The following is an 18,187-nucleotide window of genomic DNA, read 5'->3' on the forward strand; positions in this document are numbered from 1 at the left end:
AAAACTCACTTCCAGGTTCCAATAGAACTAACGGTGTCGTAGTGGTCGCTAGTTATATAAAGAAGTCCATCGTCTGAATAAAGTAGTCTTGTTCCTGGTTGGTTGCTACGAGACATTGTATTGTTAAGGCCTACATCAGCTTCATACCAAGTTCGACCAGGGGCTGAAGGGAGTACGTTTGTATCATTATGGAAAACATCACCACCTAGCTGACCACCAGGAACGCTATTGTTTAGTGCTTTTCCCGGTTTCCATCCACTCTGCGCTGCTTGAGTCTTTGTGACATAGTTGCCTGGAAGCTGTCCCGTCGTTCGTAGGCTTTCAACCACAGGGTTCGCAGCCTCAGTCGTTTTTAGGTCTCGCTTCATTGCCGCGTATTTAGCAGCGTTATGAGCCGAGTTGTCATACGTTTCGGGTCCATCGCATTCTTTACTCGCTAATCCCAACGGATCCACCCACCCCGTAGGGTTAGGCACGTACTGGTAGTTATTCAACCCACCAGCAAGCTTGATCGGATCCGGAGTCAGAAAACGCCCGGTCCCCGGATTGTAGTAGCGATGACGGTTGTAGTGTAGGCCCGTCTCTGCATCGAAATACTGACCCTGGAATCGCAACGGATTGTCGATTTCGCTGACATCCAGTGCAGCGAGGTTGCCGTACGCATGGTACTTCGCCGACCACATGATCTCGCCACTGTAGTCAGTGAGTTCCTGCGGCGTGCCCAGATGATCGAGCTGGTAATAGAACGGGGTCGCCTTGCGAGGCCCTTCACCATCGAGCATGGCAAGAGGGCGGAATGTGCCCGGTTCATAGATATAGCTGCGGTAACGATTGTCAGCGCTTTCGGCGATCAGGCGTTCGCCTTGCCACAAGAATTCGGTTGTGTGGCCGTCGACGGTTTTCTCGATGCGGCGACCGAAAGCGTCGTACTTGTAGGACGCGGTGCTACCACTCGGCAGGCTCGCGCCGATCAGTCGATGCTGGGAATCGTAGCGGTATTCAGTGACGAGTTTCTGGCCAGCGCCACGGCGTTCGCGGATCAGGTTGCCATAGGCGTCGTAGTCGTAGTGGCGGTCGCCCTGCATCAGCAGACGGTTGCCTTTGACGTTGGCGAGGTTGGCTGTGCCTTCGTTGTTCTGGCCGAGCAGGTTACCGGCCGGATCGTGAGCAAAGGTTTCCGGCGTAGCGCCACGAACGCTGATCAAGCGATCGAGCGGATCGTAGTGGTAGCTGCGGTTGCCTTTGCGGCTGTCGTCGATGCCGGCGAGGTTGCCGTTTGCGTCGTAGTTGTAGCGGCGCTGGAACAGGTTTTTGTCGCGTTGGCTGACACTGTGAGCCTGCAAGCGGCCCTGTTCGTCATATTGATACTGGCTGAGCAGCAAGCCTTGCTGGCGCTGCTGTTCGCGACCACCGCTGAACTGGTGAGACGTCAGGCGCGAGCCATTGAGGTCGATGCCGCTGAGCAGGCCGCCGGGTTGGTGGCGATAGTCGAGTTTGCTGCCATCGGGCAAGCGACAGTGCTTGAGCTGGCCGACGCTGTCGTACTCATAGCGCAAGGTGCCCCAGCCCTGGTGTTCGGTGACGAGGCGATCTTGCAGGTCGTATTCGTAGGCGAGCGGCCAGTGTCCGTCGTGGACGTTGACCAAGCGGCCGAGGGCGTCGTAGCTGTAGTGGATTTCTTCGCCATCGGGAAGAGTTTTCACCAGAAGCCTGCCTGCGGCGTCGCGTTGGTATTCAGTCACCAACTCGCTGCCGTCATCGCCGAATTCGGTTTTCTTCAGCAACTGGCCATTCAGGTCGTATTCGTACGCAGTGCGACGACCGTCGAAGCCGGTTTCTTGCTGGATCAGGCCATTCGGGAAGTAGTCGAGGTGGTAATGCTCGCCGCGTTCGTTTTCGATCTCGGTCAGCAGCAAGCGCGAGTTGTCGTAGCGGTAGCTCAACTGGCTGCCGTCAGGATTGATGCGACGGCTGACAAGGTGCAGTTTATCGGCGTATTCGTAACGGGTGACGCGGCCAAGTTCGTCACGTTCAGCAGTGACGTTGCCGTAGGCGTTGTAGGTGAACGCGCGTGTTGCACCGCCCGGCAGGGTAATTTGTGCAAGGCGGTTGGCGGTATCCCATTGGTACTGGGTAATGGCCCCGGACTCTTCTTGCCGAGTAATCTGCCGCCCCAACGCGTCGTAGCGGTATTTGCGTTGACCACCGTCGGGTAGGCGTTCTTCAAGCAATTGACCGAGGTTGTTCCAGCCCAGTTGGTGACGGCTGCCATCCGGGTGACGGATCTCCAGCAAACGTCCTTGACGGTCGTAGCTGTAAAACGTCGAATTTCCGTCCGGGTCGATCTGCTGGGTAACATCGCCCTGTCTGTTGCGTTGATACTTCCAGCTGGCTTTGCCGCGATGAACATCGCTGACGAATCCGTTGCTGTATTCGTAGGCGATGGCCTCATCTTCAGGAGGGATGACGGCGATCATCAATCCATTGTCGTCGTACCGATATTCGGTCACGGCGCCGAGAGGATCTTTTTCCGCGACCAATTGGCCTTTATCGTTATAGGCCTTGAGGTGCTCGGCACCATCCGGATCGATCTTGCTGACCAGTCGCGCCTGGTCGTCGTGGGTGTAGACCTCTTCGCTGCCGTCTGCGTTGGTAACGGTCACGCTACCTTTGTCATCCCAGGCGTAGTGCGCGTCCATCTGCGAGAAGTTTGCCCAATGGTGGACGCATCGAGCCAGTTTGCCTTCGTTCTCCCACTCCCAGAAGAAGCTCGCGCCACCGGCCAGTTGCCGTTCCAGAATCACGTGTTGATCATTGTAGCGATAACGCTCGGCTTCCCCGGCAGCATTCTTCGCTTCAATTAACCGGTGCTGCGCGTCATAGGTGTAGGTGACCAGCGTCTGGACGGTGTTCCAGGCATCCTCAAGATTGTCCGCTGGAAGAAACTGCTGATAGTCGACTGCGACAATGTGTTTGCGGTCGTAGCGTAAAAGCAGGGCACGACCTGCGCCGTTGTCGAGGCGTTTGATCCGTCCGTGGATGTCCCGTGTGATGTGCAGGCGATTGCCATAGCTGTCGCTGATGGCGATCAGGGTGGCGCCTTTGCTGTTGAACCGGAAGTGGTAGAACGATGGGCGTTTGCCGGCTTGAGCCAGTACCAGTTCTGACGGGTCATCGCCGAGGAAAATGGCTGCACGCGAGAGGCTGTTGGTGATCGCCGGGCGCTGCTCGCTTGGAAGCGGGAACGGTGTGGAGCGGTTTTCGTGGTCGGTCCAGATGACTTCTTCGCCCACGATTTCGATGCGGTGAGCAAGGGCGTGACTCCACCCGTATCCCAGGCCACAGTCGAGTTCCACGGCACTGGTTCTGTACAGGCGTGTCCATTCAAACGGCAGCAAGCCGTCGAGTTGGCCATCTGTCAGCGTCAATAGTTCTTCGCCGGTGACCATCGACACCGGGCATCCGTTGGTACATGTCTCCGAGGCTGGCTCGGCGCTCTTTTCCGCAGGCGTCTTTGCCTGTTTTGAAGCGTCATCACCGACTTCGCCTTTACCCAGCCTTGCGTTCTTTTTCCCGTCGAAGCGCAGCTGAGAGACTCCGTTTCTCACCTTTGCCGTCACCCCGCGCGCCGCAACGGCGGTGTATTTCGCGACGTACTCCATAAAGCCATTGATGATCTTGAACAACGACTTCACGAAGCTGGTGACAGCGTTGATGACAAGCTCACCGTACTTCTTCAGTCGGGCGGCGAGGTAGATAACCCCTGTGCCTTCAGCCGCAATCGTCAGAACCACGCCAATCACGATGTCGATCGCGATGCCGACGACAATGGCCGTGGTCATCTTCGCAACGTCGCCGGCCATTTTCATTGGCGGCAAGCCTGCCAGCCAGATCACGGCACTGCGTACCAGCAGGAACAAAGCGGCTTCGTCGCTGGCCAGCAACATGGCTTTTTTCATGATGTCTGGCGAGCTTTGGGCGACTTTGATCAGGTCCTGGACGCCTGCGCCGAGATCATTCGCAAACTTCTTGGGGTCTTGCAGAATGTCGAGCACCAGGCTGATGCCATCCCACACGCCTTTGATGGCTTCCCAGCCACCTTCAAGAATGCCGTTTCCGATGGCCATCGCAGTGCCTGAAGCCGACAGGTTCGACCATTGCGGCTTGAACCCGGCCCACTCCTTGCGCAGGAAACCTTCGAGGTCTGCTGTCACGCCGCTGTAGGAACTGAACAGAGCGTCGATCTGCGCGGGTGTCACTTCGTTGTGAACACGGATTTTGTAGAACTTGCCGGGAATCCCACCGGTCCAGCTGGCTTTGCCTTGTTGATCGAGTTTGACCTTGCTGACTGCACCACCTTCAACAGCGACGATCTCGACTTCGATATCGCCTACAGGAATGTCATAAACCGATTCGAACTTGCTTTCGATCAGCAGCGGTCCCTTCAACGGGCACTGAGCCACGTTCGAAGTGAAGTCGCCGTCGGTCATGCTCACCGATTTGCTGGTGTCGCCAACCTTGATCACTCGCTCCATGCCCAGCAGGGAAGGTAGGTCAGCCGCTCGGCTGGCTTTGTCCGCGACGTTGGCGTACCAGGTTTTGGTCTGTTCCTGATACAGCTTCAGACTGTCCTTGAAGGTGTTCAGTTGGTTGTCAACAAAGGCAACGCGATCCATCAGCCTTGCTCCAGAATCAGGTGGTTTAACAGTGCTTCTTTAAGGTTGTCCGGAGCATCCGGGCGACGCACGAAACGGGTGATTTTCAGTTTCAGGTTGTTCTCGGGCCACGCGCTGTAGAGGTCCGGGCGTGCTTCTTCGAGCCATTGCATCAAGTTGCCGACCAGCGTCGTCTGATCTTCTTTCGCCAACTGATCCAGCAACTTCTTCGGCACCTCCCACCACGGCCAATCCTTCGCCTTCGGCACCACCCTCGGCCCGACTTCCAGGCTCTGCCCATTGATCAGATACCGCTCAAACACCGGCAACACTTCCCCAGCCGTCTCACCCAACCCTTCAAGAATCGGATAGATATGCCGCCCATCCCAGAACCGGAAAAACACTTCGGTCCCGTCCGGCATCTTCACTTGGGTCAAGCTGCGCAGGTGTTCGAAAACTTCGTTGGGCTCCGAGCGGGAGACCGCCAGCCAGCCCCAGTCGAGGGCGTCGGTTTCGGTGATCCAGGGCAGGAAGGCCGAGTTGGCCTGGAGTTCGGCGACGTAAGGCATCACCGGTTGCCAGGTGGAGTAGGGCGTTCCGCCCCAGACGGGAATGGCCTGGATGGACGGTTCGCTCTGATACAAGGCTTTGAGCGCTTGTGCATCGCTCGCGGCGCTGATGACCAGATACAGACGTTCGTCTTTCTGCAACGGCTGTTGTGCCAGCCAATCCTTGGGTGTCAGTCGATTAGATGGCACAGGCACCTGCCTTGCATTTTTCACACTCTTCACAAAACGGCGCATTACGTTTGAGGGTATTGATTTGCGCCGGCGTCAGCACGGCACCCGCCTTGTCGGCATCCGCCTGTTTCAGCACGCCCGGCATCAACGGTGCAGCACCGGTTCCGCTGCCCGGTCCGCCGCCGGAGTTGATGTTGATCGCCGGCCCGCTCATGGTCACGCCGCCGCCATCGATCTTGATGAAGCTGCCACCGCCGACCAACGTCAGTTCAGCCCCAGCCTCCAGCACCACCTTCATGCCACTGCTCAGGTGAATTTCCTGGCCGGCGTCGATGAATTGCCCGGTGCCGATCTTGATGTGCTGGTTCACGCCCACGGTCAGGTGGTCGTTGGCGCGTGCTTCGACTTTGCGGTCTGCGTAAACGGTGTGGTGTTCTTCGGCCTTGAATTCCGTGTAGCTGTTTTTTTCCACGACATCGTGGCGTTCGTTGCCGACGCGGATTTTCTGGTCGTGTTCGATGTTTTCGTCCCAGTCGCGCTGGGCGTGGAGGAAGATCTGTTCCTGGCCTTTCTTGTCTTCGATGCGCAGTTCGTTGAAACCACCGCCACCCATCGAGCTCAGGGTCTTGAAGGTGGTGCGGGTCTTGTTCGCCGGCAGGGCGTAGGGGACGGTGTTTTCCTTGTGGTACAGGCAGCCGCTGATCAGCGGCTGGTCGGGGTCGCCTTCGAGGAAGGTCACCAGCACTTCCATGCCGATGCGCGGGATGGCGATGCCGCCGTACTGGGCGCCGGCCCAGGCGGAAGACACGCGCAGCCAGCAGCTGGTTTTGTCGTCGGCCTGGCCATCGCGGTCCCAGTGGAACTGGACTTTCACGCGGCCGTATTCGTCGCAGTGGATTTCTTCACCTTTCGGCCCGGTGACCACGGCGCTCTGGCTGCCGAGGATGCGCGGCTTTGGATGGCACAGGGGCGGGCGGTTCGGCACGTCCCACGGGGTGGCCTGGAAGCGGTTGCGGTAGCCTTGATGGAAATCGTCTTTCAGGGCGGTGGTGTCGCTGGTGACCGACTCTTCCAGCACTTGCGGCTGCTTGCCTTCGTGCAGGACTTCGGTGAGCAGCCACAGGTCATTCCACTTGGCTTTCGGATGTTCTTTCAGCGCGAGGAAATGACCGCTGACCAGCAACGGCTGGTCGCTCTTGCCTTCGGCGAGCTGGAAGTCGCTGCGATGACGTTCGAGGGCGCGTTTGGCCAGGTGCTTGCCGCGTTCGCGGTCGACGAAACGGCCCGGGTAGTCGTAGTCCTCGAGGTCGGGCAGGGCGTCGCCGCGGTTTTCGCTTTCGAGGGTGATCCGGGGTTTTTCGAAGTCGTAGTCGCGGCGGGTGGTGCGGCTGGTGCGGGTTTCCAGGCGCAGGTCGAAGCGCTTGATCACCGGGTCGCTGGCGACCATGCCGGAGTCCTGCTGATAGGCCACCGGCGCCAGTTTCTTAAACACCGTCTGGTCATCGCCGAACACCAGTTTGTGCGCCGTCGCGCTGTGCTGGAAGTGGTAGTGAATGCCTTCTTCTTCGCACAGGCGCTGGATGAAATGCAGGTCCGATTCGTCGTACTGCACGCAGTAGATGCGATCGGGGTAGATCGAACCGGTCTGGAACGCGTAGGCGTTGCCCTGTATACCGTGTTCTTCGAGCACCTTGCCGATGATTTTCGGCACGCTGAGGTTCTGGAAGATCCGCTGGTTGATCCGGTGGGCGAGGTACGCGAGTTGCGGGCGTAGGGTCACGGAGTAGCGGGTCAGGCGCTTGCCGGAATCGCCTTGCGCGGCGCGATAGATCAGGCCGTGGATGCCGCTGCCGTCGGGCGACAGTTGCAGGAAGGCCGGTTTGTGCAGCAGGGTTTCGAGGTCCAGCGACGGCTGCTCACTGACCAGCTCCACCTCGAATACGAAAGGCTGGCTGACGGCTTCCCGACCGGTGAGGGTAAACACCTGGAAATCGGCGGAAAGACCTTCGATGGTCAGGGCAAAGTGGGTTTCATTGGCCGGCGCGAACATCCCTTGTTCCTCGTGCTGTACAGCGGCGTTCGTCGATGACCGCCAAGCGGATCAACGCACGCGAAATTCTGGAGGGGCGTAAACAACATCGACCAGCAGAGCTGGCCGATGCTTGAAACGATCAGCCGTAATTAAACGACTGGAGCACGCCAGTCATCGGAACCCGAAGTACCGGATACTTCGTGGGTCCAGGTGATTTTGCGGTAGGTGAACTGCACTTCTTCCAGGTGGGTGAAGTGCGCGTTGCCTGGATCCTGGCAGTTGTGCATTTTGTTGTTGATGGCGACGATGATCGCGTCTTCCAGTTTGGTGGTGTAGTAGTGCTCTTGGGTACCTTGAGCCGAAGTGCGGTACCACTGGATAACGATTTCGCTCATGCGCTCGCCGGAGGTCAGAGCGGCTTGCAGCAGAGGCGAAGCCTTGTCGTAGACCTTGGTGATCACAACTGGCTTGTGCACGCGCTGACCGGTTGGCTGACCGGATTGTGGGTCACGCGGGATGATCACGTCGTGGGTGAAAGCCTGAACCATAACCTGGTCTTCGTGGCCTTCCTGATAGGTGTTGCCAACGGAGTCGGCGGTGAAGGCGCCGGCAGTGATCAGGCCTTGTTTTTCGCCGGTAACCGACATGTACGCTGGTGTTGCCATGGGATGCTCTCCTTGCGGATAAAGTTAGGGTGCCCGGGAGGCGAAATCGCCCGGTGGGTGGCTGACTGTTATCAAGGAGCGTGCCAGCTTTTGGCACATGCCCGGGAGCTGGGGACTTCGCCGCTCTGATTCGCGGCTTTGAGCGTTTTTTGAACAGCGAAATGGCTGGAAGTGCGCAAGAAGTTGCGCAGTACTGCGCAACTTCTTGCGCACTTGGCTGGAGGCCTTGAAACACATGGCCTCCAGCAGAATCGGTGAGCGTTTTCAGGGAACAAGTGCGCAACTTCTTGCGCAGTATGGCCAATCGCCGCTTTTTACGCGGATCGGGCGATTGCAGCGAGGCATTCCTCGATCGAGCGTTGCTGGGTTTCGGCATACAGGCCCAACTCATCAATGGTCGAACGCCCCAACGCCAACTCGAACGCTTGTCGGTTGGAATGCTCGCCATAGTGCGCCTGCGCCGCGTCTCCCAGGTTCGACTGAAAAATTCCCGCCGCACTCACTGGCAGGAAATCTTCGTACACCAGCGGTTCGGCTTTCACATAGCCGTCGCGCAACAATGCTTGCAGCGAAACATCAGCGGGACGACTCGCCGCCAGCCCTTTGTCTGTCAGGAAATAACGGAAGTACGCCAGCTCCTGCTCGCGCATGCCATCGAGGCTGTCAGGGAATTCGCTGAAATGCTGAGCCATCAGCGCGTTATAGCGTGAGGCGTTGGCTTCGTTGGGGAAGTCGCCGAGTTCATCGCGCGCCGCGTTCAGCAGTCGGTCGTACAACGCACGGCCTTTGGGAGTGAGCGCCGCGCCGCGTTGTTCGATTTCACCGAAGCGTGCGCTGTGGCTGCCTCGGGTTTGCGTCTGGTCGGTGAAGGCGATCGGCTCGTCCAGCGCCTTGAAACTGGTCTGACGCAACAGGATCGGGTGCTGCCGACGCGGTGGGCCTTCGATCACCGCTTTGGGCGTGATGCCATGCTGCGGCATCTGCGCCTGGACGATGTCGATGTCCAGCGTGCGCGGGGTCAGGTGGTTGATGTGCGGGCCCTTGAAGGCGACGACATCGGCGATCAAGCGATGCTGAGCGCTGAGGGTCTGGTATTGCGCAGCGGTGACGGTGGCGCTGTGGTGCCAGCGAAAAGTCTCCAGCGCTTGCAGGACAAATTCCCCGGCCTCGGATTCATTCAGTCCGCCAGCGGACTCGGCCTGTTCGATCAGCCTTAGCGCCGAAGGTGTAAAGATCGAACGCTTATCCAGCACCGATTCAGCAAAGGCCCGCAGCTCAGGATTTTCAATCAATTCCAGTCGCAGCAACGAGGTGAACACCCGGAACGGGCTGACCTGCAGCGCATCTTCATGCACCGCGCGAAATGCCGTGGAATGCACCGGCACCCCGGCAGGTGTCAGGTCGTAATAACCCACGGGCTGCATGCCCATCACCGCGAACAGGCGGGCGAGGGTGGCCAGCTCAGTGGCGGTGCCGACGCGGATCGCACCGTGGCGCTCCATGTCCAGCCGTTCGATTTCTCCGGTGCTGTGCAGTTGGCTGGCGATCTGCGGTTCGCGTGCCAGCACGTCGCGATTGGTCTGTTCCACCAGTTCCATCAACGCGCCGTACAGTGGCACTTCTTCGCGGTACATGTCGGACATCGCTTTGGAGAAGCGTTGGCGGATCAGGTCGGGGCTGATGAAAGGCTGCACGGTCATGAAAAAAATTCCTGGCACGGTCACGTAAAGGATGTCGGAAAAGATCGCAGTCTTCGCCGACGCGGGCAAACGAAGAATCCTACGAACTTCATTCTGCCAACGACTGACCGGTTACCTGTCCTGACGCGAATTCTCCCCCAGGAACTCGCGATACAGACGTGCCGTGTTCGACGGTTGCTCGACCATCGGCATATGGCCGACGCCATCCCAGACATCGACCCGCAAATTGCTGATGCCTTTGCTCCACACGGGCACGCTGCTGACGTCGATCAACCGGTCCTTGCGACCCCAGAGCAACAGCGCCGGGCATTTGATGTCCGGCAGTTTCGGCTCCATTGGCGGGCTGGCGCGAAAATCCCGGAAGATCTCTTCCAGTTCATCGCGACATTGTTCGTAACGCTGGGCGATCGCATCCAGAACCAGACCAGGCACCCATGGCGGCGAGGCCATGGTCATGGCATAGAAGCGTCGGAATTCTTCCCGGGAATTGATCAGGAACGGATTGTGCCCACGGGCCAGATGGCGCTCCATGTCGCTGGCTTCGGGTGCGGTGACGCCGGCCGGGTCGATCAGCGCTACCGAAGCGATGCGATCCGGGTAGGTTGCCGCCAGCCACGCGGCGATGTAGCCGCCCATGGAGTTGCCGATCACGTGGACTTTCTCGACGCCGCAGACGTCGAGCAACTGGATCATGCGCTTGGCCTGCACCGGGATGTCGTAGCCGCCGCCGGCCTTGAAGCCGGTTTCGCCGTGGCCGGCCAGGTCCGGGATGATCACCCGGTACTGCCCGACAAAATGCCGGGCGAAGCGCAGCCACAGGTTCTTTTCGGCGCTGTAGCCGTGCAGCATCAGAATGCTGCTCGACGCTTCATACGGCCCGCCTTGCCAGGTCGACACGGTCATTTCGGCAATCGGCACTTCAATCTTGTGCAACCGGTACAGCCTGGCCTCGAGGGCCGCGCTCAGATCGTAGAGCCAATGGCCGACCGCCGGGTAACTCAACCAGCTCCAGGCCACGAAAACCGCGAGGGCGACAAACAGCAAAAGCATCGTGGGTCTTCCTTGTTCAAGACAGAATGTGGTCGGCCGGTTTCAGCGCCCGGGTCAACCGGTGGTAGCTGAAACTGAAGCCGGGGAACATCGCGATCACGTGACCGCTCCTGCTTTGATACCAACTGTGGCAGCCGCCGGTTTTCCAGACCGTGCGTTCCATCTCCCGATGAATCATCTGAGTGTAGGTACGTTCTGCTTCGGGGCGAACTTCGATGCTGCGCAGACCTTTGGCCTGCAAGGTGCGGATGCAGTCGAGGATGTAGTTCATCTGCGATTCGATGATGAACAGCGCCGAGGTGTGGCCAATGCCGGTGTTCGGCCCGGTGACGATAAACAGGTTGGGAAAGTCCGGCAGGCTGGTGCCGAGGTAGGCGCGCGGATATTGCGCCCAGACATCGCGCAGTTGCACGGCGTTTTTTCCGCTGACCGGGTAGGAAATCACGCCGTCGGTGGCGTCGTAGCCGGTCGACCAGACGATCAGATCGACGTCGATGTGCTGGCCGTCCGTGGTGACGATGCCGGTTTCATCGAGGCTGGCGATGCCTTGTTCGCGGCTGTGCAACGTGACGTTGGAGCGGGTCAGTGCCGGATAATACGTGCTGGAGAGCAGCACCCGTTTGCAGCCGATGGTGAAGTCCGGCGTCAGTTTTTTCCTCAACTCGGGGTCAGTCACCTGGCGTTTGAGAAACTTCAGCGCCTGGCTCTGCACCATGTGAATCGCCGGTTTCGAGTATTTGAAGGCGATGACCCGGGTTTCGAACTGCCAGTAGATCATCCAGCGCAGCAGTTTGTAGGCGGGTTTCAGACCCAGCAGCCAACGCTGGAAACGCCCGAACGTACGATCGGCCCGGGGCAGCACCCAGTGCGCGGTGCGCTGAAATACGTGTAATCGGGAGACTTTAGGTGCTATCGCCGGAATCACCTGGGCCGCACTGGCGCCGCTGCCGACAATCGCCACCCGTTTACCGTGATAGTCGTAGCTGTGGTCCCAATTGTTTGTATGAAAGGTCTTGCCCTGAAAGCGATCCTGACCGGGGAAGTGTGGGATAACCGGTTGGCTCAACGGCCCGGTGGCATTGATCAGGAACTGCGCATAAAAAATGCCCTTGGTGCCGGTGTGTACGGCCCAGCGTTTTTCGGTGTCGTCCCATTCGACGCGCTCGACGTTGGCTTCCAGTTCTACACGGTCGCGCAGGCCGAAGCGTTCGACCACATGGTCGGTGTAGCGGTGCAGTTCGGCCTGTTCGGCGAACATCTGGGTCCAGCGGTAAGGCGCAAAAGACAGCGAATACAGCGGCGACGGCACATCCACCGCTGCACCGGGGTAGGTGTTCTGGCACCAGGTGCCGCCGAAAAAGTCCCGACGCTCCAGCAAGCGAAAATCGTCGATACCGGCCTTGAGCAGATTGACCGCCGCGCACTGGCCGCCAAAACCGCTGCCGATAATCAACACTCGATAGGTCTGCATGGGCCTCCTTCTTATAGTCTTTTTTCCATTTTCCTACTTTCATGTATAGCTAAACATTTGCCTGCCGTGTGGTGCTGATGACGGGGTATTCGGCCCGCTGGCCGGTGATGGCTATTTAACGTCGCCCTGATAGACTCCCAGCACATCCGGTCTGCGGCCTGCGCAGTGCCGTCGAGTGGTCGAGGCCCCTATGGGAAGAACGGGAGGAAAGGGACTTTCACTGGCCAGGAGGCTCTACACATCGCGAACCCTCGGCTTGGTACTGGGGCTTTTGTGCGTGAGCGTCGCGATGTACCCGCTCGACCCGCCGGCCTGGGTCTGGGCGCTGATGCTGTTCAACGGCCTGGTCTGGCCGCACCTCGCGTATCAATGGGCGCGCCGGGCGAGGGTTCCGTACCACGCCGAACACCGCAACCTGTTGATCGACGCCTTCCTCGGTGGCTTCTGGGTCGCCGCCATGCACTTCAATCCCTTGCCCAGTGCCACGACCATTTCGATGATGGCGATGAACAACGTCGCCATCGGTGGCCTGCGTTTTCTGCTGGCTGGGGCGGCGGCGCAGTTGCTTGGCGTTGGCGTCGGGCTGGTGGTGTTTGCCCCCGCGTTCGTCCCGATGACCACGCCGGCGCAGCTCTATGCCTGTCTGCCGCTGTTGATGCTGTATCCGCTGGCGCTGGGCTGGATCTGCTTTCGCCAGGCCTACACGCTTGGCCTGCATAAACGTGAATTGCTGGCCCTGAGCCGCACCGACAGCCTCACCGGTCTGCTCAACCACGGCGCCTGGAAGGATCAACTGGAAATCGAATTCGAACGCTGCAAACGTCAGCAGACCGGTGCCGCGATTGCGCTGATCGACATCGACCACTTCAAGGCGATCAACGACACCTACGGCCACGTGGCTGGCGATATCGTCCTGCGTCAGCTGAGCAAGATGCTCAAGCAGAACCTGCGCATGGCCGATGTGGCGGGGCGCTACGGCGGCGACGAGTTTTGCGTGATCCTGCCGGACTTGCCGCTGTTCAATGCGGCGCAGGCGATGGAAGCGTTGCGTGAGCGTTTTTCCTTTCTGGTGTACGAACAGAACCCGGCGCTGAAAGTCAGCTTGAGCATCGGTCTGGCGGCGCTCGATCCGGCTCATGGCGATGCGACACGCTGGCTCGATGACGCCGATCAGGCGCTGTACGAAGCCAAGGCCGGCGGGCGTAACCGGGTGATCTGCTGCAGCGACGACAAGCCTAGGCGCGAGGTATTCGATTCGGTTTGATCGGATTGGGTGTCGCATCCGGGATAGAGCCTTGGCGCAATGTCAGGTACGGTTCAGTACCCGACACGAAACAAGGATTGATTCATGACGTTCAAATTCCCTCGTTCCCTGCTGGCCGCCGGTCTCGGCCTGACCCTGTCTTTCGCCACCGCTGGCGCCTTCGCCGAACCGCACAAACAGGTGCTGGCCGACGCCGAGCAATACAAACCCGAAGCCCTGAAACTGCTCGAACGCCTGGTCAATATCGACTCCGGTTCCGGCTATGAACCGGGGCTCAAGCAAGTCAGCGACATCGCCATCGATGAGCTGAAAAAGCTCGGCGCCACCATCGAACTGGTGCCCAACACCCCGGAAAAAACCAACCACGTGCTCGCCACGCTCAAAGGCACCGGCAAGGCGAAAATCCTGCTGATGGCGCACATGGACACGGTGTTCAAGGAAGGCTCCGCCGCCGAGCGACCGTTCCACATCAAGGACGGCCGCGCCTACGGGCCGGGCGTGATGGACGACAAGGGCGGGATCGTCGCCGGCATCTATGCGCTGAAAATCCTCAAGAACCTCGACTTCAAGGACTACGCGCAAATCACCTTCCTGCTCGATGCCAGCGAAGAAACTGGTTCGGACGTCGCCACCGACCTGATCAAGAAAACCGCCAAACTCCACGACGTCACCCTCAATCTCGAGCCGGGCCGTCCGGCCGATGGTCTGGTGGTGTGGCGCAAGGGCAGCGCCACCGCGCTGGTCGAGGTCAAGGGCAAGGCTGCCCACGCCGGTGTCGCGCCGGAACTGGGGCGCAACGCGGCGATGGAGGCGGCGCACCAGATTCTGCAACTGGGCAAGCTTGGCGACGAGGCCAAGAAAACCACCATCAACTTCACCGTGCTCAAGGCCGGCGACCGCACCAACGTGATCCCGGATCAGGCCACGGCCAAGGCTGACGTGCGGGCGGCGGTGCCGGAGGAATTCGACCGGATCGAGAAGGATCTGGCGCGGGTGTCGCAGGACAAACTGATTCCTGACACCGAAGTGAAGACTTCATTGCAACGCGGCTTGCCGCCGATGCCGCAGACGGCGGAGTCGGATCGTTTGATGGCGATGGCGCAGGGGATTTACGGTGAGATTGGCCGCAAGTTGACCGAAGAAGGTAGCGGCGGGGCGGCGGATGCCAGTTTGTCGGCCGGGGTGGGGACGCCGACGCTGGACGGGTTCGGGATTGTCGGCGGCAACATTCATACGCCGGAGGAATACGCGGAGGTGGAGAGTGTGGCTCCGCGGATTTATCTGTTGTCGCGGATGATTATGGAGTTGGCGAAACGGTAACGGCAGGCAGCGGTTTCGCGGCGGGCGCCATGCGAGTGGACTCGTGATGGCGTCGGGCCGCTCTGCCTCTTTGTAGCGTGGTGCGAGGTTACTCTTTGACGCTCATGTATTCCTTGGCCCAGAGGATGTATTCCTCAGGCTGGGTGTAGGTGTGGGTCAGTTCGGTGGCGCTCAGGTCAGAGGCCTGGGTGAAGATCTGGCGTTGTTCGCGCAGGCTGTCGTAAGTCGCCTTGATTGCCGCGAAGTAGGCACCGTGGCCGTCGATGGTGACGCGCACACCGAGTTCGGCCAGGCGTTTGTCGTCGCGCAGCGCCGGGTTGCCGTAGGTCACCAGCATCAGCGGGACGGTCAGGTGTTCGGCGATTTGCTCGAGCTGGTCGAAGTCCTGGATACCCACCATGCAGATACCGTCAGCGCCAGCAGCTTGATACTGCTTGGTGCGGCTGATGATTTCCTGGTTTGGCAGGATACCGGCATTGGTCCGGGCGATGATTGCCATTTCCGAATCGACCCGGGCTTCCAGTGCCGCGCGGATCTTGCCGACGCCTTCGGCGACGGTGATCAGGTCGGTGGATTTACGGCCGAACTGGGCCGGCAGCAGGGTGTCTTCGATGGTCAGCGCGGCGACGCCGGCGCGTTCCAGTTCAACGATGGTGCGCATTACGTTCAGGGCGTTGCCGTAGCCGTGGTCGGCGTCGGCGATCACCGGCAATTGGGCGACGCGGCCAATGCGGGTGGCCTGCTCAGCGAATTCGCTGAGGGTGATCAGGGCAAAGTCCGGAGCGCCCAGGACCTGCAACGAGGCGACCGAGCCGCCGAGAATCCCTACTTCAAAACCCAGGTCAGCGGCGATGCGGGCGGACATCGGATCGAACACCGAGGCGGTGTGATAGCAGGTGTCGGAAGCCAGCAGCTGACGGAAGTTACGGCGCAAATCTTGATGAGAAAGCCTGGTCATACGAGTTCCACCAATACAAAGGAATGGAAAGGCTTGAGCAAAGGTGTCAACGCCGAAGGTGAAAAGGCTATCACGCCAATGGGTCAAGGATCATGACGAATTAACGAGGAAGTTAACCAGGAAAATCCTGTTCAGGCTTTCTTGCAGCAGGCAGAGGCGCTCAGGCCGCCACCGCCTGCTGCTGTTGATTGGGCAGCGGCACCGCCCGCACCGAGTTGCCCGGCTGCAATTGCAGGCGTTTGGCAGTGAGGCGGTCGATCACCAGACTGCTGCCGACCCGACGTCCCGGCGCGACGGTGATGCGGCAGTTTTCCAGACGGCGGTTGTGGATCAGCCACAGCGGTGCCTGATCGTCCGGGGTGCCGATGCTCAGGGTCAGTTCCAGGCTGTCGCGCACGGTGCGGATGCTGCGGATCGGTGCTTCGATCACCGGGCCACCGTCGAAGATGTCGATGTAGCCTTTGTGAGCGAAACCCTCGGACTGAAGAATTTTCAGTGCCGGCTCGGTGTTGGGGTGGGCCTGACCGATCACGGCCTGGGCCTGTTCGGTGAGCAGGCAGGTGTACAGCGGCTGACGCGGCATCAGTTCGGCGATGAAGGCCTTGTTGCCCAGCCCGGACAGATGGTCAGCATGGCTGAAGTCCATCTGGAAGAAGTGCCGGCCCAGACTGTCCCAGAACGGTGAACAGCCTTGCTCGTCGGCACTGCCGCGCAGTTCGGCGATCATCTTCTCGCCGAACAGGTGCGGGAATTCGGCGACAAACAGCAAGCGCCCCAGCGATAGCAGTCGTCCATTGCTGCCGTGGCGCTGGTCGTGGCGCAGGAACAGCGAGCACAGTTCCGATTGGCCGGTCAGTTCGTTGTTGAGGAACAGCGTCGGGATCTGCCGCTGGATGCCCAGATCCGGCGCCGAGCTGACGGTCAGCCCTACCCGATAGTTGTACCAGGGCTCACGCAGGCCGACGGCCCCGGCCAGGGCGCTGACCCCGACCACTCGCTGCTCGTCGTCTTCAAGCACGAACAGGTAATCGGCATCGGCCCGCTCGACCTGTTCGGCGAAGGCGCGTTGGGCCCAGCGTACCCGGTGGGCCAGGCGATCTTCGTTGGCGGGCAGGGTGGTGAACCCCGGCCCGGCCTGTTGCACCAGCGTCATCAACGCTGGCAGGTCGCTGACTTGAACCGGACGGACAATCATGCTGCAACTCCTTTTGCGCGCCTGCTCGGGCACTGTCGTTGGGTAGGGGCGCGGTTCACAGAGCGATGACCCGGATCGTGCCGCCAGCGCGGACGTTCAGCGCCGCGCACAGGGCCGGATCGAGCGCCAGGGGCTGACCGGGCTGGAAATCCAGCTCGGCGACCACCGCCCGAAAGCCATGCAGAGCATCGTTGCTCACCAGATAGCGACCGCGAGCATCGATCAGCGGTTCCTCCTGAACCGTGACTGTCTGGCTCTGCGCGATCGAACGGATGTTGGCGGTGCGTGCATACAAGGTCGGGCCGGCATCGAACAGGTCGATGTAGCTGTTGGTTTCAAAACCCTCGCGCTCGAGGATGTCGAAGGCTTCCTGGCCGTCCGGGTGGATGCGGCCGATGCAGTCCTGCGCGGCTTGCGGCAGCATCGGCACGTAGATCGGGTATTGCGGCATCAGTTCGGCGAGAAACGTACGGCTCTGCAAACCGCACAGGCGTTCGGCCTCGACGTAGGGCAGGTCGAAGAAATGTTTGCCCAGCGCATCCCAGAACGGTGAATGGCCTTGAGCGTCGCTGTAGCCGACGATTTCGGTGATCACTGCTTCGGCAAATCGCGGCGCGTGAGCGGCGATGAACAGCAGGCGTGCCCGCGACAGCAATTCGGAAAACGGCGTGCGCACCAGCGCTTCATCGATGTGAAAACCGCGCAACAGCGTATGCCCGCTGAGGTCGTGACACAGCGACAGCGCCGGCACGCCGTGTTCGATGTTCAGCTCTCGCGAGGCACTGGTGAAGTGGCGGTTGCGCAGGCTGTAGAACGGCTCGTTGAAACCCGCGGTGGCGAGGATCTCCGAGCAGCCGACCAGTCGATGGCTATCGTTGTCTTCCAGCACGAAGAAGTAGTTCTCCGGGCCCTGAGCGGCCGCATCGCTGTCGAACGAGGCGCAGGACGCGGCGATTTTTTCGCCAAGGTGCTCGCTGTCGTCCGGCAGGGATGTGACGCCCACCAGGCTGTCGCGCGCCAATTGTTGCAATTGAGGCAGGTCGGTTGGCTCGACTGGACGTAAGACCAGCATGGATGCACTCCTGTATCAAAAGGTTCGGCCCATTCGCCGAACCTGACTATCACTGTCGGTTTCCA

The 18,187-nt window shown here is 60.0% G+C and carries 12 protein-coding genes; 2 read left to right on the top strand and 10 right to left on the bottom strand.

The window, feature by feature from the left end; genetic code table 11:
* Nucleotides 1-5: 5 nt before the first annotated feature.
* The 7 genes from AC1Q9F_RS17135 to AC1Q9F_RS17165 all read right to left on the bottom strand — a co-directional run bounded on the left by AC1Q9F_RS17135 (nucleotide 6) and on the right by AC1Q9F_RS17165 (nucleotide 12,313).
* Nucleotides 6-4,676 (bottom strand): RHS repeat-associated core domain-containing protein, encoded by a 4,671-nt coding sequence (locus AC1Q9F_RS17135; protein ID WP_492620420.1) that lies wholly within the window; start codon nucleotides 4,674-4,676, stop codon nucleotides 6-8.
* Complete coding sequence (locus AC1Q9F_RS17140; RefSeq protein WP_492620421.1) at nucleotides 4,676-5,413, bottom strand: DUF4123 domain-containing protein; 738 nt, start codon at nucleotides 5,411-5,413, stop codon at nucleotides 4,676-4,678. The genes AC1Q9F_RS17135 and AC1Q9F_RS17140 overlap by 1 nt, the downstream gene beginning before the upstream one ends.
* Nucleotides 5,403-7,445 (bottom strand): type VI secretion system Vgr family protein, encoded by a 2,043-nt coding sequence (locus tag AC1Q9F_RS17145; protein ID WP_492620422.1) that lies wholly within the window; start codon nucleotides 7,443-7,445, stop codon nucleotides 5,403-5,405. Before AC1Q9F_RS17145 ends, AC1Q9F_RS17140 begins: the two co-directional genes overlap by 11 nt.
* A gap of 131 nt (nucleotides 7,446-7,576) precedes the next feature.
* Nucleotides 7,577-8,092, bottom strand: a complete 516-nt coding sequence (locus AC1Q9F_RS17150) for an Hcp family type VI secretion system effector (protein ID WP_007949952.1) — start codon at nucleotides 8,090-8,092, stop codon at nucleotides 7,577-7,579.
* Between the two features lie 314 nt (nucleotides 8,093-8,406).
* The gene (gene hglS / locus AC1Q9F_RS17155; RefSeq protein ID WP_492620423.1) at nucleotides 8,407-9,792 is read right to left on the bottom strand and encodes a 2-oxoadipate dioxygenase/decarboxylase HglS; all 1,386 of its coding nucleotides are present in this window, start codon (nucleotides 9,790-9,792) and stop codon (nucleotides 8,407-8,409) included.
* Nucleotides 9,793-9,903: 111 nt separating this feature from the next.
* A complete protein-coding gene (locus AC1Q9F_RS17160) occupies nucleotides 9,904-10,842 on the bottom strand; it encodes an alpha/beta fold hydrolase (protein ID WP_007956226.1) in 939 nt (312 codons plus the stop codon).
* A gap of 16 nt (nucleotides 10,843-10,858) precedes the next feature.
* A complete protein-coding gene (locus AC1Q9F_RS17165) occupies nucleotides 10,859-12,313 on the bottom strand; it encodes a flavin-containing monooxygenase (protein WP_492620424.1) in 1,455 nt (484 codons plus the stop codon).
* Between the two features lie 190 nt (nucleotides 12,314-12,503).
* Here AC1Q9F_RS17165 and AC1Q9F_RS17170 point away from each other — a divergent pair, with 190 nt between their 5' ends.
* Both AC1Q9F_RS17170 and AC1Q9F_RS17175 read left to right on the top strand, forming a co-directional pair.
* The gene (locus AC1Q9F_RS17170; protein ID WP_492620425.1) at nucleotides 12,504-13,577 is read left to right on the top strand and encodes a diguanylate cyclase; all 1,074 of its coding nucleotides are present in this window, start codon (nucleotides 12,504-12,506) and stop codon (nucleotides 13,575-13,577) included.
* Nucleotides 13,578-13,661: 84 nt separating this feature from the next.
* The gene (locus AC1Q9F_RS17175; protein WP_127797590.1) at nucleotides 13,662-14,897 is read left to right on the top strand and encodes a M20/M25/M40 family metallo-hydrolase; all 1,236 of its coding nucleotides are present in this window, start codon (nucleotides 13,662-13,664) and stop codon (nucleotides 14,895-14,897) included.
* An 88-nt stretch (nucleotides 14,898-14,985) separates the two neighbouring features.
* On the opposite strand, the gene AC1Q9F_RS17180 is transcribed toward AC1Q9F_RS17175, so the two are convergent.
* The 3 genes from AC1Q9F_RS17180 to AC1Q9F_RS17190 form a co-directional block, all read right to left on the bottom strand.
* On the bottom strand, nucleotides 14,986-15,855 hold the full coding sequence (locus tag AC1Q9F_RS17180; RefSeq protein ID WP_007956238.1) for an isocitrate lyase/PEP mutase family protein: 870 nt from the start codon (nucleotides 15,853-15,855) through the stop codon (nucleotides 14,986-14,988).
* A 160-nt stretch (nucleotides 15,856-16,015) separates the two neighbouring features.
* Complete coding sequence (gene astA, locus AC1Q9F_RS17185; RefSeq protein WP_007956239.1) at nucleotides 16,016-17,050, bottom strand: arginine N-succinyltransferase; 1,035 nt, start codon at nucleotides 17,048-17,050, stop codon at nucleotides 16,016-16,018.
* Between the two features lie 55 nt (nucleotides 17,051-17,105).
* Complete coding sequence (locus AC1Q9F_RS17190; RefSeq protein ID WP_492620426.1) at nucleotides 17,106-18,122, bottom strand: arginine N-succinyltransferase; 1,017 nt, start codon at nucleotides 18,120-18,122, stop codon at nucleotides 17,106-17,108.
* Nucleotides 18,123-18,187 lie beyond the last annotated feature (65 nt).

The organism is Pseudomonas sp. GW823-FHT04A03, assembly GCF_058796615.1.

Bases quoted from the DNA above. Each gene is read 5' to 3' on its own strand.
- AC1Q9F_RS17170 (WP_492620425.1), top strand. From the start codon at position 12,504: ATGGGAAGAACGGGAGGAAAGGGACTTTCACTGGCCAGGAGGCTCTAC.
- AC1Q9F_RS17135 (WP_492620420.1), bottom strand. From the start codon at position 4,676: ATGGATCGCGTTGCCTTTGTTGACAACCAACTGAACACCTTCAAGGAC.
- AC1Q9F_RS17190 (WP_492620426.1), bottom strand. From the start codon at position 18,122: ATGCTGGTCTTACGTCCAGTCGAGCCAACCGACCTGCCTCAATTGCAA.
- AC1Q9F_RS17160 (WP_007956226.1), bottom strand. From the start codon at position 10,842: ATGCTTTTGCTGTTTGTCGCCCTCGCGGTTTTCGTGGCCTGGAGCTGG.
- astA (WP_007956239.1), bottom strand. From the start codon at position 17,050: ATGATTGTCCGTCCGGTTCAAGTCAGCGACCTGCCAGCGTTGATGACG.
- AC1Q9F_RS17145 (WP_492620422.1), bottom strand. From the start codon at position 7,445: ATGTTCGCGCCGGCCAATGAAACCCACTTTGCCCTGACCATCGAAGGT.
- AC1Q9F_RS17150 (WP_007949952.1), bottom strand. From the start codon at position 8,092: ATGGCAACACCAGCGTACATGTCGGTTACCGGCGAAAAACAAGGCCTG.
- AC1Q9F_RS17180 (WP_007956238.1), bottom strand. From the start codon at position 15,855: ATGACCAGGCTTTCTCATCAAGATTTGCGCCGTAACTTCCGTCAGCTG.
- AC1Q9F_RS17175 (WP_127797590.1), top strand. From the start codon at position 13,662: ATGACGTTCAAATTCCCTCGTTCCCTGCTGGCCGCCGGTCTCGGCCTG.
- AC1Q9F_RS17165 (WP_492620424.1), bottom strand. From the start codon at position 12,313: ATGCAGACCTATCGAGTGTTGATTATCGGCAGCGGTTTTGGCGGCCAG.
- hglS (WP_492620423.1), bottom strand. From the start codon at position 9,792: ATGACCGTGCAGCCTTTCATCAGCCCCGACCTGATCCGCCAACGCTTC.